At 61.7% G+C, this 16,800-nt stretch carries 15 protein-coding genes, 1 tRNA gene and 1 pseudogene; 4 read left to right on the top strand and 13 right to left on the bottom strand.

The annotated features are described in order from the left end of the window. Positions 1–4: 4 nt before the first annotated feature. From AB7783_RS24430 to AB7783_RS24390, 9 genes and pseudogenes are all read right to left on the bottom strand, one after another. Positions 5–1,189 carry a branched-chain amino acid ABC transporter substrate-binding protein gene (locus AB7783_RS24430; protein WP_441279005.1) on the bottom strand — a complete coding sequence of 395 codons (1,185 nt, stop codon included), beginning with the start codon at positions 1,187–1,189 and terminating at the stop codon, positions 5–7. A gap of 277 nt (positions 1,190–1,466) precedes the next feature. Further along, positions 1,467–1,639: pseudogene (locus AB7783_RS24425) on the bottom strand (formyltetrahydrofolate deformylase); the annotation flags it as partial. Beyond that, positions 1,597–1,866 (bottom strand): dihydroneopterin aldolase, encoded by a 270-nt coding sequence (locus AB7783_RS24420; protein ID WP_441279004.1) that lies wholly within the window; start codon positions 1,864–1,866, stop codon positions 1,597–1,599. The gene AB7783_RS24420 and the pseudogene AB7783_RS24425, both read right to left, overlap by 43 nt. Positions 1,867–1,878: 12 nt before the next feature. Continuing rightward, positions 1,879–3,168: a serine hydroxymethyltransferase gene (glyA, locus tag AB7783_RS24415; RefSeq protein WP_441279003.1), complete on the bottom strand. Its 1,290-nt coding sequence runs from the start codon at positions 3,166–3,168 to the stop codon at positions 1,879–1,881. A 9-nt stretch (positions 3,169–3,177) separates the two neighbouring features. Continuing rightward, on the bottom strand, positions 3,178–4,551 hold the full coding sequence (locus tag AB7783_RS24410; protein ID WP_441279002.1) for an L-serine ammonia-lyase: 1,374 nt from the start codon (positions 4,549–4,551) through the stop codon (positions 3,178–3,180). Between the two features lie 29 nt (positions 4,552–4,580). After that, positions 4,581–5,150, bottom strand: a complete 570-nt coding sequence (locus AB7783_RS24405) for a sarcosine oxidase subunit gamma (RefSeq protein WP_441279001.1) — start codon at positions 5,148–5,150, stop codon at positions 4,581–4,583. Next, positions 5,143–8,133: a sarcosine oxidase subunit alpha gene (locus tag AB7783_RS24400; RefSeq protein WP_441279000.1), complete on the bottom strand. Its 2,991-nt coding sequence runs from the start codon at positions 8,131–8,133 to the stop codon at positions 5,143–5,145. Before AB7783_RS24400 ends, AB7783_RS24405 begins: the two co-directional genes overlap by 8 nt. Further along, positions 8,130–8,423, bottom strand: coding sequence for a sarcosine oxidase subunit delta (locus tag AB7783_RS24395; RefSeq protein ID WP_068737808.1), 294 nt, complete (start codon positions 8,421–8,423; stop codon positions 8,130–8,132). The genes AB7783_RS24400 and AB7783_RS24395 overlap by 4 nt, the downstream gene beginning before the upstream one ends. A gap of 16 nt (positions 8,424–8,439) precedes the next feature. Further along, on the bottom strand, positions 8,440–9,693 hold the full coding sequence (locus AB7783_RS24390; RefSeq protein WP_441231191.1) for a sarcosine oxidase subunit beta family protein: 1,254 nt from the start codon (positions 9,691–9,693) through the stop codon (positions 8,440–8,442). Positions 9,694–9,969: 276 nt separating this feature from the next. On the opposite strand from AB7783_RS24390, the gene AB7783_RS24385 reads away from it, so the two are divergent. The 3 genes from AB7783_RS24385 (at position 9,970) to AB7783_RS24375 (ending at position 12,305) form a co-directional block, all read left to right on the top strand. Then, positions 9,970–10,485: a prolyl-tRNA synthetase associated domain-containing protein gene (locus tag AB7783_RS24385; RefSeq protein WP_441278999.1), complete on the top strand. Its 516-nt coding sequence runs from the start codon at positions 9,970–9,972 to the stop codon at positions 10,483–10,485. A gap of 191 nt (positions 10,486–10,676) precedes the next feature. Continuing rightward, positions 10,677–11,780 (top strand): GlxA family transcriptional regulator, encoded by a 1,104-nt coding sequence (locus AB7783_RS24380; protein ID WP_089266567.1) that lies wholly within the window; start codon positions 10,677–10,679, stop codon positions 11,778–11,780. A gap of 33 nt (positions 11,781–11,813) precedes the next feature. Beyond that, a complete protein-coding gene (locus tag AB7783_RS24375; RefSeq protein ID WP_175369627.1) occupies positions 11,814–12,305 on the top strand; it encodes a GNAT family N-acetyltransferase in 492 nt (163 codons plus the stop codon). Positions 12,306–12,412: 107 nt separating this feature from the next. Here the strand turns inward: AB7783_RS24375 and AB7783_RS24370 are convergent, their stop codons facing one another. The 3 genes from AB7783_RS24370 to AB7783_RS24360 form a co-directional block, all read right to left on the bottom strand. Next, positions 12,413–12,658, bottom strand: coding sequence for a DUF6538 domain-containing protein (locus AB7783_RS24370; RefSeq protein WP_441279757.1), 246 nt, complete (start codon positions 12,656–12,658; stop codon positions 12,413–12,415). Positions 12,659–12,737: 79 nt separating this feature from the next. Continuing rightward, positions 12,738–12,827, bottom strand: a tRNA-Ser gene (locus tag AB7783_RS24365). Between the two features lie 301 nt (positions 12,828–13,128). Continuing rightward, entirely contained in the window at positions 13,129–14,223 is a 1,095-nt protein-coding gene (locus AB7783_RS24360; protein ID WP_120287815.1) for an ROK family protein, read from the bottom strand. A 245-nt stretch (positions 14,224–14,468) separates the two neighbouring features. Here AB7783_RS24360 and AB7783_RS24355 point away from each other — a divergent pair, with 245 nt between their 5' ends. Continuing rightward, positions 14,469–15,809, top strand: a complete 1,341-nt coding sequence (locus tag AB7783_RS24355; protein WP_231078508.1) for a TadE/TadG family type IV pilus assembly protein — start codon at positions 14,469–14,471, stop codon at positions 15,807–15,809. A 94-nt stretch (positions 15,810–15,903) separates the two neighbouring features. Here AB7783_RS24355 and AB7783_RS24350 read toward each other — a convergent pair whose 3' ends face one another. Next, positions 15,904–16,797 carry a LysR family transcriptional regulator gene (locus tag AB7783_RS24350; RefSeq protein WP_439065540.1) on the bottom strand — a complete coding sequence of 298 codons (894 nt, stop codon included), beginning with the start codon at positions 16,795–16,797 and terminating at the stop codon, positions 15,904–15,906. Positions 16,798–16,800: the final 3 nt, after the last annotated feature.

The following is a 16,800-nucleotide window of genomic DNA, read 5'->3' as shown; positions in this document are numbered from 1 at the left end:
GCGCCTACGGCAGGTTCTTGAGTTTGCGCTTGCCGGACACGTATTCGCTTTCTTCCCAGACCACCCACTTGCCGTCCTGGACGACATAACTCGTGGTCAGCGGCGTGATGTTCTGGCCATGGTCGTCGAAGGTGATCGGACCGACGATGGACGGACGGTCCTTCACATCGCCAAGGTCGGCGGTGACCTTGGCGCGATCCGGCCCGACCTTCTCGATGGTCTCCATGACCAGACGGGTGGCGACATAGGCGAACGGTCCGTAAGCTTCCGGCGGTTCGGAATAGCCGGCAGCCTTGTAGGCATCCGCAAACATCTTGCCACCCGGCATCTTGGACATCGGCGGGCTGTCGAAGAAGGTCAGCGTGCCTTCGGCGAGCTCCGGACCAGCGGCGTTGACGAACGCGTCGCCCATGATGCCGGAATTGCCCTCCAACTGCGCGTTGATGCCGAACTTGGCCATCTGCGTGCGGAGGCGCGCGCCGAGCGGCGTCAGGCCACCAAAATAGATGACCTCCGGATTGAGCTCCTTGATCTTGGTCAGCTCGGCCGACAGATCCTGCTGATCCGGCGGGACCGAGAAGCTGCCCAGGATTTCATTACCGTTCTCGAGCGTGAACTGGGTGAAGTACTTGTTCATCGACTTGCCGTAGTCGGTGGAGTCGGCGAAGGACACGAACTTCTTGTAGCCGCGCGCCTTCATGAACTGCGCGCCGATGCGGTTCTGGCCGATCAGGATGCCGCTGACGCGGTGCACTTCCGGATATTTCTTGGCATAGGTAATTTCGGGCAGCACCGCCGCCCACACGACCATCGGCATCTTGAAGCGATTGAAGATATCAACGGTGGCAATCGCGGTGGCGGAACAGTAATGCGGGATCGCGGCAATGATCGAACGGTCGGACGCGATCTTGGTGACGACCTGCACGCCCACGTTGGGCTTGCATTCGTCGTCAAGCACGACGAGCTCGTACTCATATTTGGTGTTGGGCTCGGCATTCATCAGCTTCACGGCCAGTTCGGCCGAGTTGCGTCCGCCAATACCGTGAGGCGAAATAGCGCCGGTCAGCGGACCCACGAAGGCGATCTTCACCTTGTCCTTGGCGAAGGCCGCGCTGAAGCTACCAAAGGCCAGTGGCAATACACTCGCAACGGCCAATGCGGCCAAACCACGCTTGCTAATCGTCCCCATCGCTGATCCTCCCAGGTTGATCCAGCCTGCAACGCTAGTGGTCCGCGAATGCGGCAGATAGGATGCACGCGCGCTGTTGCTTGTAGAATTGCGTCATAACTACCGAATATCGACTGCCTGTTCTTGGTTCGCGCGCCGACTGCTCGTCGGACTATTTTGCGTAGCAAACACAATGATTTCCGCTGCGCTGCAAAATTCATCGCGAAGATCAAATCTTGGCCTGTCGATGCTTTTCAAACGAGCATTCGCAGCATCATTCGTCGTCGCATTGCGGGCGCTAGAACACCACCGTCTTGCGTCCATTCAAAAGGCACGACGCTCGAGATGAAGCCGCACGGCCCGCGCCAGAACTCGCGACTCGATGTCGCGCCCAACGGCGACAAGATCGTCCGAGGACGACGCGTGCGTCACCCGTTCGGTCTCCTGTTCGATGATCGGGCCCTCACATAGCGCGACGCCAAAAACGCCTCAGTCGCGGTGGCGACGACTGACGCATAGTCGATCGTCTGTCCTATATCGTCCGAACTGGCCGCATCGGAGAGATCGACCTGCAGATCGATATCGATCACAAAGCGCTGCCCTAGTTGCGCCTCGTGATCCAGCAGGCCGTGGCGCGCGTGAACATTCAGCCCCTGGATGAATATCCCGTCCGCCTGCCCCTCTCCGACACGCTCCATCAAGCGGCCTGATCAGGACCGATAGATCGGGAACGACGCAACCAGCTCGGCGACGCGGCCACGTACCTTTGCCTCGACCTCCGGCGCTCCCTGGTCTGGCGCGCCGGAATTCGCATCCAGGACGGCGGCAATGAGCCTGCCTACTTCTTCGAATTCACCGACGCCAAAACCGCGCGACGTCGCCGCTGGCGAGCCGAGCCGGATGCCCGACGTGATGGTCGGCTTCTCCGGATCGAACGGGATACCGTTCTTGTTGCAGGTGATGTTCGCCCGCCCGAGCGCCGCCTCGGCGAGCTTGCCGTTCAGGTTCTTCGGCCGGACATCGACCAGCATCAGGTGATTGTCGGTGCCACCGGTGACGATCGGATAGCCGGCCTTTGAGAGCGTGTCCGCCAGCGCGTGCGCATTGGCGACGACGTCGGCCGCATATTGACGGAACGATGGTTGCAGCGCTTCGCCGAACGACACGGCCTTGGCGGCGATGACATGCATCAGCGGCCCGCCCTGCAATCCCGGGAAGATCGCCGAATTGATCTTCTTGGCGATGTCCTCGTCATTGGTCAGGATCAGTCCGCCGCGCGGGCCGCGCAGCGTCTTGTGAGTGGTCGAGGTCACCACATGCGCATGCGGGAACGGCGACGGATGGGCGCCGCCCGCCACGAGGCCAGCAAAATGCGCCATGTCGACGAACAGGTAGGCACCGACCGCATCCGCGATGCGGCGGAACGCAGCAAAATCCCAGAACCGCGAATAGGCCGAGCCACCGGCGACGATGACCTTCGGCTTGTGCTCCACTGCCAGCTTCTCGAGCTGCTCCATATCGATGGTGCAGTCGTCGCGGCGAACGCCATAGCTGACGACGTTGAACCACTTGCCCGACATGTTCGGCTTGGCGCCATGGGTGAGATGACCGCCTGCCGCAAGATCGAGGCCCATGAAGGTGTCGCCGGGCTTCATCAGCGCCATGAACACTGCTTGGTTGGCCTGGCTCCCGGAATTCGGCTGCACATTGGCATAGCTGCAGCCGAACAGCGTCTTGGCGCGCTCGATCGCAACCTCCTCGACTTCGTCGGCGAAGCGACAGCCGCCATAGTAGCGCCGGCCGGGATAGCCTTCGGCATATTTGTTGGTCAGCACCGAGCCCTGCGCCTGCAGCACTGCACGCGATACGATGTTCTCGGACGCGATCAGTTCGATCTCGTCACGCTGCCTGCCGAGTTCTCCGGCAAGCGACGACGAGATGGTTGGGTCTGCTTGGGCGAGATCGGTCGTGAAGAATGCCTCGCGTTCGGCTTGGGTCATGGTCTTCCCTCAACATTCTGCCAGATTGACAGCGAGACCTCCCAGTGAGGTCTCCTTGTATTTCGATTGCATGTCGCGCCCGGTCTCGCGCATCGTCGCGATCACCTTGTCGAGCGGCACCACGTGGGTACCGTCGCCCTGTAATGCGAGCGACGCCGCATTGATCGCCTTCACGGCACCAAAGGCGTTGCGCTCGATGCATGGCACCTGCACCAGCCCGCCGATCGGATCGCAGGTCATGCCGAGGTGATGCTCCATGCCGATCTCGGCGGCGTTCTCGATCTGCTCATTGGTACCGCCGAGCACGGCCGCGAGCCCCGCCGCCGCCATCGAACAGGCCGAGCCAACCTCACCCTGGCAGCCGACCTCCGCGCCAGAAATCGACGCATTCATCTTGAACAGCGCGCCGATCGCAGCGGCCGTCAGCAGGAACACGCGCATGTTTTCCTGTGATGCCTCGCGGCAATGGTCGCGGAAATAGCGAAGCGTCGCAGGTATGATGCCGGCCGCGCCATTGGTCGGTGCCGTCACCACCTTGCTACCCGCCGCATTCTCCTCGTTGACCGCGATCGCATACAGGCTGACCCAATCCATCACCTCATGCTGGGCGCGGCTGTTCGAGCTTGCAGCGGCGACAAGGCGCCGATGCAGTGAGGGCGCGCGGCGCTTGACGTTCAGTCCGCCAGGCAGCTGCCCCTCTTTGGTCATGCCGCGATCGATGCAGTCCATCATCACCTGGATGATGCGATCGAGCCGTTGCTCGATCTCGTCCGCCGGGAGCGACGACATCTCGTTGGCCATGACGATCTGCGCAATCGACAGACCGGTTTTCGCACCGATCTCGAGTAGCTGCTTGCCCGACCTGAAAGGATGCGGGACGGGAACGTCCTCGACGATCCCGACGACGCCGACCTGCGCTTCCGGAACGACAAAGCCGCCGCCGACGGAGCACCAGCGCTCGCCGTGAAGGACATGACCGGCCGCATCGAAGGCGGAGAGCGCCAGCGTATTCGGATGGTTTGGCGGCTCGGTCACACCGTCGAAGATGATGTCATTGGCGAAATCGAACGGAACGTTGCGCCGCTCGGCAACCCGCAGCGTGCCCGCCGCGCGGGCGCCATCGACCAGCGTCTCCGCTTCTTCCGGATCGATCGTTTCCGGAAACTTGCCAGCAAGACCGAGAACGACCGCCTTGTCGGTGCCATGGCCGCGACCGGTCCAGGCCAGCGAGCCGAACAGCTCCACCTTCACGCGCGCGAGATCCTTCAGCAGACCGCGCTCCGCAAGCTGGCTGGCAAACAGCGCCGCAGCCTTCATCGGTCCCATCGTATGCGATGACGACGGCCCGATGCCTATCTTGAAGAGATCGAACGTTCCAATCATCGTGCGGTCTCCAGGGCGCAGCGGGGCTGCTAGGACAGGCTTCGCGCTTCGTCGAGGAACTGCCAGACATAGAGCGCAAACGAACGCCATACATCCACATGGAACACGTGCTCTTCAGAACGTGACAGCAGAAGTGATGCCTTGCCCAGCACCGTGCGCGTGCACATCCCGACCGGGAACGCCTTGAGGGACAGATCCAGCGGGCAGCCATGGTTCAGCACCAGCGCGGCCGTCGGCCCCGCAACCGCGATGCCATCCGAACGATGGCTGACATCCACGAGCGAGCAGGCCTGCGCTTGCAGCGCTGCCGACATCCCGCCAAATACCTCGATCGGATCCTCGTTCACCGCCTGGAACAGCCATTCGTCCGGCCCCAGCCAATAGACCGACCGGCCGCCGACCGCCGCGAAGCGGCAGGCCTCAAGGCTCGGCTTGACGCCAAAATGCGCCCCAGCAGCCTCGATCGCCTCGGTCTTGCCGCGAAACACCAGCTTCGCCGCATCGGGAAGAATCGAGAGCGTCGTGGCGAACGCAGCAGTGGTGCCGGACAACTGCATTGGGGACAACGCGTTCGAACGCATGATCGCAGGACTAAGCATTCAAACGTTCCCCCTTCGGATCGAACAATATCGAGTCGACGACTTTCGCCTTGATCACGCCATCCGGCATCGGGATCGAGAGCTCCTCACCCATCCGCGAGCGACCGCCGCGAACGAGTGCCAGCGCGATCGAACGGTTCAGCGTCGCGCTCCAGTAGGAGGAGGTGACATGTCCAATCATCGGCACCGGAATGGGATGCGCGGGATCGAGCACGATCTGGGCGCCCTCTTCGAGGACCACCTTGGGGTCCGTCGTCAGCAACCCGACCAGTTGCTTGCGGTCTTCCCTGACCAGCGCCGGCCGCGACAGCGAGCGCTTGCCGACGAAATCCCGCTTCGCCTTGCCGACAGCCCAGCCGAGGCCGGCGTCATCGGGCGTCACCGTGCCGTCGGTTTCCTGACCGACAATGATGTAGCCCTTCTCCGCGCGCAGCACATGCATGGTCTCGGTACCGTAGGGCGTGATCCCGTAGGGCTTGCCCGCCGCGAAAATCGCTTCCCAGATCGCCCGGCCATAGCCGGCGGGGACGTTGACCTCGAAGCCCAGTTCGCCGGTGAACGACACGCGGAACAGCCGGGTCGGCACGCCGCAGATACGTCCTTCGCGGACGCTCATATGCGGCATGGCATCGGCCGACAGATCGACGCCCTCGACCAGCGGCTCCAGCACCTTGCGCGCATTCGGTCCCTGCAAGGCAATGACCGACCACTGCTCGGTGGTCGAGGTGAGCCACACTTCGAGGTCCGGCCATTCGGTCTGGAGGTAGTCCTCCATCATGGACAGCACGCGGGCCGCGCCGCCGGTCGTCGTGGTGACATGGAAACGATCCGTCGCCATGCGGCCGACGACACCGTCATCCATGATGAAGCCGTCTTCGCGCAGCATCACGCCATAGCGCAGCCGACCGGGCTCCAGCTTGGTCCAGGCATTGGTGTACATGCGATTCATGAATTCGGCAGCGTCCTTGCCGACGATCTCGATCTTGCCAAGCGTTGAGGCATCGAAGATGCCGACCGACTCGCGCGTCGCCTTGCATTCGCGCGCGACGGCGGCATGCATGTCCTCGCCCACCTGCGGGAAATACCAGGCGCGCTTCCAGACACCGACATCCTCGAACTGTGCGCCCTGCGCTTCAGCCCATGGATGAATGCTGGTCTTGCGTACGGGATCGAACAGATCACCACGCGATTGGCCGGCAAAGGATCCGAAAGTCGTCGGCGTATAAGGCGGCCGGAACGTGGTCAGGCCGACCTTCGGCACCGCGACGTCGATCTGCTTCGAGACGACGCCGAGGGCGTTCATGTTGGACAGCTTGCCCTGGTCGGTGGCCATGCCGGTGGTCGTATAGCGCTTGACGTGCTCGATCGACCGGAACCCTTCGCGGGTCGCGAGCCGGACATCCTTGGCCGTCACGTCATTCTGGAAATCGACCCAGGCTCGCTTTTCCGCCTGATGATCGGTCATCACGGAGCCGAGGAACGCATCGGCACCCACCGACTGCGCGGAGACCGTATAGCTGCGCTCGCCGCGCGGGGAGAAGCCGGCCTTGGCCGCAGCGTCCCGACCACCCTTGGCGCCGCTTTCGATGACGCTTTCGAGCGCGAACAGTCCCTTGCACGCCCCGACCGACCGCTCACGCTCGACGGACTCGCCAGGCACATAGGCCCGCAGCTCTTCGCTGTAGCTGAGCTTGCCGCGGCTCTGCGAGAACAGATGCACCGACGGCGTGAACCCGCCGGACATCAGGATAAGATCGCAAGCCACCGTCTCGGCATCGCCGCCTTGCGCGTTGGAGATCTGCGCCGACTTTACCCGCAGCCAGCCCGACGTGCCGCGAACGATGCTGTCGGAGCGAACCTTGATGCCTTCGGCGCGTGCCTTGTCGACCCAATGGCCCGACGCGCTCTTGCGCAGATCCACGATCACCTGGATCCTGGCGCCGGCTGCCTTGAGGTCCAGAGCCGCGCGATAGGCGCTGTCGCAGGCGGTGAACACGACCACCTGCTTGCCCGGCACCACGCCGTACCGATTCACATACGTCCGGGCAGCATCGGCCAGGATGATGCCCGGCCGGTCATTGTCGGTGAAGACGAGCGGCCGCTCGATTGCGCCAGCCGCCAGCACGACTTCCTTTGCCCTGACCTGCCAGAGCCGCTCACGCGGCTGGTTCGTCGCGGGATTGCTGAGATGGTCGGTGACGCGCTCGTTGAGACCGACAAAATTGTGCGGGTACCAGCCGAACGCCGTCGTACGCGACATCAGCTTCACATTGGGACGCTTACGCAATTCATCGAGCGCCGCGCGCGCCCAGTCGGCGGCCTGCATGCCGTCGATCGATGCCGAACGATCGGACAGTAGCGAGCCGCCCATCTCTGCCTGCTCGTCGCACAGGATCACGGTGGCATCGCTGTTGCTGGCTTCGAGCGCTGCGGCAAGACCCGCAGGTCCGGCGCCGACGATCAGCACGTCGCAATGCGCAAACACCTGCGTATAGCGATCGGCATCCGGCTCAGCCGGCGCCTTGCCGAGACCGGCCATCCGACGGATCACCGGCTCATAGAGCTTCTTCCAGGCCGTGCGCGGCCACATGAAGGTCTTGTAGTAGAAACCAGCCGGCAGGAAGGCCGAGAAATATTCGTTGAGGAAGCCGGCATCGGTCTCGAGCGACGGCCAGCGATTCTGGCTTTCGGCCACCAGCCCGTCATAGATCTCGACCTGGGTCGCGAGCAGGTTCGGTGTATAGCGCGACTGGGTCGCGCCGACACCGACCAGCGCATTCGGCTCTTCCGAGCCGGCGGAGACGAAGCCGCGCGGCCGGTGATACTTGAACGAACGGCCAACCAGATGCACGCCATTGGCGATCAACGCGGAGGCCAGCGTGTCGCCGGCCAGACCCTGATACGACTTTCCGTCGAACGTGAAATGAACTGCGTTGCGACTTTCAGCGCCGTCGCCGCGCCGCACGCGATACGTATCCGTCATGGCTTGGCACCCTGATGTTCGGCTTCGGGGCGCTCGCCCATGCGATAGGTGCGCTTGATGACGTCCGTGGTCGTGTCGCGGCTGGCATTGAAGAAACGGCCACAGCCATTGGCGTGCCGCCAACGCTCGTGATGCAACCCCTTGGTGTTGTCACGCATATAGAGATAGGCGGCCCACTCGTCGTCAGTGAGGCTCATCGGGTCGGCCGGGCGGGCGATATGCGCCTGCCCGCCATTGGCAAATTCGGCCTCCGGGCGCGGCCCGCAATAGGGGCAATTGATCAAGAGCATCTCGTTTTCCCCGCTATCAATGCGCCACGGCGGCCGCAGCCGCTTCGTCGATCACGGCACCATCGCGGAATCGCTCGATGGTGAACGGCGCATTGATCTTGTTCGGCTCGTCCTTGGCGATCGTGCTGGCGAACACCTCGCCCGATCCCGGCGTCGCCTTGAAGCCACCGGTGCCCCAGCCGCAATTGACGTACAGTCCGGATACCGGTGTCTTCGCCACGATCGGCGAGCGATCCGGCGTGACATCGACGATGCCGCCCCAGTTGCGCAGCATGCGCAGGCGCCGGAACGCCGGCACCAGTTCGCAGATCGCATCCAGCGTATGATTGACGATGTGCAGGCCACCGCGCTGCGTATAGGACGTGTAGACGTCCGTTCCCGCACCGATCACCATCTCGCCTTTGTCCGACTGCGAGATATAGGCGTGGATCGTGTTCGACATCACCACGCAGGGGAAGATCGGCTTGACCGGCTCGCTGACCAGCGCCTGCAGCGGGAAGCTTTCCAGCGGCAGACGTACGCCGGCCATGTTCATCACCGTGCTGGTATTACCGGCCGCGACGACGCCGATGCGCTTTGCATTGATGCTGCCGCGCGTCGTATCGACGCCGACCACCTCGCCGGTCGGCGCGCGGCGGATGCCGGTGACTTCGCAATTCTCGATAATATCCACTCCGAGCGCGTCAGCAGCGCGGGCATAGCCCCAAGCCACAGCGTCGTGGCGCGCCGTGCCGCCGCGGCGCTGCAGCGCGCCGCCGAGGATCGGATAGCGCATGGACCCACCGACATTCAGCGGCGGACAGAATTCTTTGCATTCCGCCGGCGACAGCCATTCATTGTCGATGCCGTTGAGACGGTTGGCATGAACGTGTCGCTTGAAGCTCTGCACATCGTGAATGTTGTGCGCCAGCATCAAGACGCCGCGTGGTGAATACATGACATTGTAGTTCAGTTCCTGCGACAGCCCTTCCCACAGTTTGAGGGCGTGCTCGTAGATCCCGGCGCTTTCGTCGAACAGATAGTTCGAACGAATGATCGTGGTGTTCCGGCCGGTATTGCCACCGCCGATCCAGCCCTTTTCGAGGACGGCAATGTTTTTGACGCCGTAGCGGCTGGCCAGATAGTAGGCCGTTGCAAGCCCGTGGCCGCCACCACCGACGATGATGACGTCATAGCTCGGCTTCGGTTCAGGCGAACGCCACTGTCGCTGCCAGCCGGCATGACCGGTCAGCCCTGCCCGTAGTAATGAAAGCGCTGAAAATTTCTGCATGGCTGTCCACGTTGTGATTGGACAGAGCCTACAACTCGCTGCCGCTTCGCGGCCAGCATCAGCCCGCCAATCATGTTGGATCAGAGCGACATCGGAACGCCGCAGGTTTGCAAAGCCCCGACACGAAACACGTAGATTTGCGACAAGCCGCCCGGCTTCGCTCGCCAGGGTCTCGAATTCGCGACGTATCCATGCGACACGGATCGCTGCCATGTAGACAGGACGGCATGCCCCGGGCGCACGCAGTCCCGCCCTCGACGATCAAGGACACGCAGGATGAGCATCGAACGCAGCGACGAGATTCTTCAGTACCTCAAAGACAAGTCGATCGTGGTGGAGACGTTCGAACACCCGCCCGTGCATACGGTGGAAGAGTCGCGTGCGCTGCGCGGCGACATTCCCGGCATTCACACCAAGAACCTGTTCCTCCGCGACGGCAAGAAACGGTTCTTCCTGTTCGTCACCGACGAAGCCGCGACCGTTCACCTGAAGTCGCTGGCAAAGACGATCGGCGCCAAGGGCGGGCTGTCATTTGGAAGCGCGGAAGCCCTGAAGGAATTGCTTGGGATCGAACCGGGATCGGTCTCGATTCTGGCGCTCTACAACGATGCCAATCAGGCGGTCACTCCCGTCATCGATGCGCGCTTACGATCGGCGGAGCGCATCAATTGCCACCCCGTCATCAACAGCCGCACGACATCGCTGTCGGTCGGTGCACTCGACGCATTTCTTACTGCGATCGGCCGCGAAGCGCAGTTCGCGACGCCAGAAGAGCCGCCGTCCGCCGGCTGACCCTCCTGCGCCGCACCGGCCGACCTGATCTGGCCGCAACAACCTGGGGCTTCCCCGTTTCCCAACCGACGCCACAACGTCGCGCGCCGGGCGAGACGCTTCGCCGCTCTTGCGCGCGCGCCAATGTATTTTTAGGATCAGCCTGTCGTAAATGCCCGCCCCAGCGCGCTGGAGGTATGTAATGATGCGACATGGGTCCGTTTTGGAGCATCGTCTCGCGGCGATCACCCGGATTGCCATTCGACCATATGGTGAATGCGAAGGCAGGGGTGATGCAACCAAAGGTCCGTCCGCTGCGCGTTGGCTTCATTCTGACCAAGAATTTCACGCTGACTGCGTTGGCCAGCTTCGTGGACGTGCTGCGTCTCGCCGCCGACGAGGGCGACAACAGTCGGCCGATCCGCTGCCAGTGGCACATCATGGCCGACACCGACGAGCCGATCCGTTCGAGTTGCGGTCTGCTGATGTATCCGAATTCCCGGTTCCTCGATCCGCGCGAGCTCGATTATGTCGTCGTCGTGGGCGGCCTGCTGCATCAGGGCCCGCAGATCGATGACAAGATCAAGCGCTATCTGCTGGAGGCTGCGAACACCAAGGTCGATCTGATCGGCGTCTGCACCGGCAGTTTCGTGCTGTGGCGTCTAGGCCTTCTCAACCAGAAAAAGTGCTGCATCAGCTGGTACCACTATCGCGATTTCCTGGAGGAATTCGGCGAGACACTCCCGGTGGCCGACCAGCTCTTCGTCATCGACGGCAACCGCATCACCTGTTCGGGCGGCATGGGCGTTGCCTACCTCGCCGCCCATATCGTGGAACAACGCATGGGCCTGTCGAGCGCGCAGAAGGCGCTCCACATCATGCTGATCGATCGCATGAAACCCGGATCCTCGGCTCAATCGGCGCCGCCGACCGAATTTGCCGAGACCGACGGACGGATCTCGCGCGCGCTGCTAATGATGGAGCAGAACCTATCAGCGCCGCTGTCTGTCGCGCGACTGGCCGGCAAGGTCAGTCTGAGCACGCGGCAACTGGAGCGTCTTTTCAAAGAGGAAACCGGACAGTCGCCGCAGGCGACATATCTGCGGCTGCGCCTGAAACATGCACGGTGGATGTTGAAGACCGACCTATCGCTGGCCGCAATCGCCGCCGAAACCGGCTTCGTCGACGGTTCGCATCTCAGCAAGGCGTTCAAGGCCGCCTTCAATACCAACCCGTCCGAGGAACGCCGCAGAATAATCGGTCAATCCCACGGGCAAGATGCCGGCGAAGGTCGGCGTATATTCAGTCCGGCTTAGGCGGCACTTGTTATGGTCATACACTCCGACGACCTGATCATTCGCCCGGCTGAGCCGGCAGACCGGGCAGACATCTGGTCGGTCATCGAGCCGACCATCCGTGCAGGCACGACCTACGCCCTGGACCCCCTGATGACGAAGGACGATGCTTTGTCCTACTGGCACGGTCCGGATAAACGAACCTTCGTTGCCGTGCGCCAAGGTCAGATCGTGGGATCTTATTATGTGCGCGCCAACCAGGACGGTGGTGGCAGCCACGTGGCCAATTGCGGCTACATGACGCTGGCGAGCGCGCAAGGCGGCGGTGTGGCGCGCAATATGTGCCTACACTCGCTCGACTATGCCAGAAGCTCCGGATTTCGCGCGATGCAATTCAACTGTGTCGTGAGCAGCAATGTGCGTGCGGTGAGACTCTGGACTACGCTTGGTTTTGAGATCGTCGGACGGCTGCCTGAGGCTTTTCGGCTTCCGACTGACGAATATGTTGATGCGCTCGTGATGTTTCGTAAGCTTGACGCTCAATAACGGCATCGCGAGGCGCGGTGTGCGCCGCTCCATAATTTTTGCTGATCTGATCCGGTATCCTCACGGCTGAGCACTCGGTATCACCATGGCCGAACACCATGACTGCATCATCGGCGGCGGCGGGCCCGCGCGGGCCTGATGGAGGCGAGCGGGCGCTGGCTTTGCCGGGGGTTCGACCAACGCTCTTCAATCTCGACAAGCTTCAAGGCGTGGAGACGCTTTGCCTCGACTGTATCTCGGGTACCGAGGCTAAGCCGCCCTTCGCGTTTGCCGAACAAACTCGCGGAGATCGTCCGGCACGCCTCGCCGGAAACAATAGTCGCCGCTGTCGGGTGCTTCCAAGAACAATACATGGGTAGAGCCATGTGTACCACCCGCGTGTACAAAACGGGCGGCAAAAGGCTATTGCTTTCAAAGGTCTATCGATCTGGCTGGCGGAGAGGGGGGGATTCGAACCCCCGATGGGCTTGCACCCATGCCGCATTTCGAGTGCGGTACAATCAACCACTCTGCCACCTCTCCAAGGCGCCAAGACCCACGGTCGCCCGTGGGTGGTTGCGCGGAGTTCTAGGCGAGGATGGCGGGCCAGACAAGACGGGCAGAGCGGAAAATCCGCACCCAATTGCCCGCAGAGCCGCAAAAGCTGGCTCTGGCTGGCGCGTAGACTAGGAAGCCAGCCTTTTCGTTGCAGATTCGCAGCGGCAACGCACGCTATGGTTGGACGCGCGGCATGACGAGCCATGGCGGCGCCAGGATGATTCGCCGACGGATGCATGCACTCGGCCATTGGCCGAGGCGGCACCGGGACGCTCAACGGTCCTGCTCAATCCTTGTCTTTCTTCGCTTTCTTGTCGTCCTTCTCTTTCTTGCGGTTGGTGAAGCGAGCATTGCCCAGCCCCGTTCCGATCGTCAGCACGCCCCAGCGTTCGAAGTCCTGCATGAAAGGGACTTCACTGAGGCCTTGGACAACGCCGTCATTGTGCATGAGCACCGCAGTATCGTGATCCCCGATTGTGGGAATGCCTTCGGCGAGCAAGGCTGGCAGGTTGAACTTGCTGCTTTCCCAATTACCCGGAAGATTCTGCGCTCCCTTCGCGATGGTGCCGTCTTCGTTGATCACCCCCGGGCACGAGATGCCGATGAACGGCGCCAGCTTGAGGCCTTCATTGTCGGCGGCGGAGATCAGATCCTTCAGCATCTTCACCAGCCGCTTGACGGCGCCTTCACGCGTCGGCTCATCATCGGCATGTTTCCAGAGATCGGACTTCCACACCGCGGCCTTGGAGAGATCCTTCGATTTCTTCCATGCGGTTTCGACCACGCCACAACGGATGTTGGAGCCGCCGATGTCGACCGCAAGAATGCTGTCGTAACCTTCGAAAATCCATGACGGCGCCAGATGCAGGCAACCGATCAGGCCGGCTTCATCTGGATGAAAACGGATCGGCACCAACGTAACTTTGAGATCCTCGGCCTTGAGAATGATGTCCGTACGCGCAATGACGAGTTCCCCGACACGGCTCTGGCGGAAACCGCCGCCGACCACGATGCATTCCGTATCTGCCCAGGCCTTCGTCTTGAAGAAGCGCTGCGTGACATAAGCCAGCTCCCGCGCGAATTCTTCGATCGCACCATGGACGAGCGCAGCCGCGGCCACATCGTCGCCAAGCAGGATTTCGTCGAGGCTGGATTTACTGATCTCGTTGGCAGCCTTTTTGCCGAGCGGATCGTCGCCGTTTTTCTTCAATGGCTTTCTGAGATCATCCAGTATGCGCTGAAAAGCGCCCTTGCTGGCGCGGTCACCGAGAAAGCCGTTGTCGTCCTTCAGCTCGATGTTGAACGTATCCACGTCAACGGATGGCAGCCGCTTGGCACCGTGATTGCCGATGCCGACGGTCGTCATTGTGTCTTCAGCCATATTGCCCCTGCCAGACTAGAACCGCATGACAATGCTCCGGGAGCCGGTTTGTTTCATCGCCCCGCCGGGATGATCGTACCGCTCACCTTTTGCGTCGGTCGCGCGAGCCGGTTTCAATGATACCGGTAGAACATCCTTAACTAACCAACAGGGCAGCAACCCAAGCCACTACCTTTCTGCGATCGACCTAACAGTAAATTTATCAGCTCAGGTAATTATCTCTGCATTCATACGGGTGCGTATTCATGCTGAAGTCATTCCTCGGGCTATCATTCCTTGGGCTAACCGATCGTTTTCGCCGCGACCGGCGCGGCAATGTCGCGATCATATTCGCGATCACATGCATCCCCCTTATTTCCATGGTTGGCGCCGCGGTCGACTATACGCGTGCACTACAGATCAGATCTCAACTGCAAGCCGCCCTTGATACTGCGAGCGTCGGCTCCATCGTGCAGAAGTCTGCTGCATTCATTACCGCAGGTTCGATGGCGGCGGACGGCGCCGTCCCCGGGGGCGACGTCGACGCAATCAATATTTTCAAGGGCAACACGTCCGGCCGGACCGGCTTCACGCTGACCAGCACGACAGCGACCGTCAATCGCGCCAACGGCGTCGTGACGGCCACTATGCAATTCTCGGCGGATGTGCCGACCAGTCTTACATCCGTCATGGGCTTTTCCAAAATGACCGTTACCGGCAGTTCTGTCGCGACGGCGACGATGCCGAATTACATCGATTTCTATCTGCTGCTCGACAATTCGCCATCCATGGGCGTCGGCGCAACACCGGCCGACGTGGCTCTGATGGTCAAGAATACGTCGGACAGCTGCGCCTTTGCCTGCCACGACCTCAACAACAGCAACAACTACTACAAACTCGCCAAGACACTTGGCGTGATCACGCGCATCGACGTGCTGCGTACAGCCACCCAGAAGTTGATGGATACCGCGGCCAGTACGCAGACCTATTCCAACCAGTTCCGCATGGCGATCTACGACTTCGGCGCGGCCGCCTCGACGTCCGGTTTGAGAGCCCTGTTCACATTGTCGTCCAGCCTCTCAAGTGCGAAGACGGCGGCCGGAAACATCGACTTGATGACGGTGAACGGCCAGAACGACAACAACGATCAGGACACAGGCTACAGCGCTATATTCCCGGCGATCAACACCGCCATCAGCGCCCCCGGAGCCGGTACAGCCGGTGCACCGCTCAAATATCTCTTCTTCGTATCCGATGGCGTGGCTGACGAATACAATCCCGGCAACTGCCTGAAACCGACGACTGGTGGACGATGCCAGTCGCCGATCAATCCAGCGCTTTGCACCACGTTGAAGAATCGCGGCATCAAGATTGCCGTGCTTTACACGACCTACCTCGCACTTCCGACCAATGCCTGGTACAATAGCTGGATCGCACCATTCAACGCTGGTCCTTACGGACCTTCACCCAACAGCCAGATCGCCAGCAATATGCAGAGCTGCGCTTCGCCAGGCTTCTATTTTGAGGTCAGCCCGACCCAGGGCATCTCGGACGCGATGACAGCGTTGTTTCAGCGTGCCGTTGCCGATGCCCGCGTGAGCCGCTAGCCGGCGCAACGACCGAGCAAGTCGGCTAGCTCCGCGAGATCGACTGCGTGATTCATCTTCAAGATCACGCACGACACTGCACTGTGGCGAATGCTCATTCGCTCGCGCTTTCCTTCAGGCTTTCCAGCAGCAATTGCGCCGGCCGACTCAGGCCCTTGTCGCGCACGGCGACGACGAATTGCCGCTTCGCCCAGTCATTGCTGAGCGGGATGACCTTCAGCCCCAGCGTCTGCTGGATCGTGGACGCTTCTTCCTGCGGAATGATCGCGACGGCCAGTTGCGCCGCGACAATGCGATAGGCGGCATCCACGGTGGAAACCTGAATGCGGTAGCGCATCTGCTTGCCGGCCGCAGCCGCGACGCTTCGCTGCATGGTTTGCATGATGCTCCGCGCGACGATATCGACATGCTCGAAGTCGATCGTATCCTCGAACGACACTGACGTGCGTTTCGCAAGCGGATGATCGGGGTGCACCACCACCGCGAGATGATCGCGGTGATAGGGAAACGTCTTGAGGCCGCGCAGGTCAACCGCATCCCAGCAGACGCCGATATCGGCGCGCCCTTCCTCGACTCCGCGGACGACCTCCCAGATCTCGCGCTCTTCCAGACTGACGCGCACGTCGCGATAGCGCTTGGCGAACAGGCTGATATCTTCCGGCAGCACCTGGGCCACCGCCGATTTCGAGGCGAACACCCGCACATGGCCCTGCACACCATCGGCGAAAGCGCCGAGTTCGGCCTGCATCCGGTCGAGCAGTTGCAGCGACTCGCGTGCGTAACGCCACAGCGCTTCACCGGCCGCCGTCACCGTGACACCGCGTCGGCCGCGCTCAAGCAACTGGACGCCAGCTTCTTGCTCCATCTGACTGATACGCTTGCTCACCGCTGAGGGCACGATGGCCTCGCGCTTTGCGGCATTGGCGATATTGCGCTCCTCGCAGACAGCGATGAACAGGCGGAGTGAAATTGGATCGAAGCTTTGCATGGG

It is taken from the genome of Tardiphaga sp. 172_B4_N1_3 (assembly GCF_052076035.1).
In the GTDB taxonomy this organism is placed as follows: Bacteria; Pseudomonadota; Alphaproteobacteria; order Rhizobiales; family Xanthobacteraceae; genus Tardiphaga; species Tardiphaga robiniae.
The sequence above is the reverse complement of the archived record's forward strand: the minus strand, read 5'-3'. Positions and strand labels throughout refer to the sequence as shown.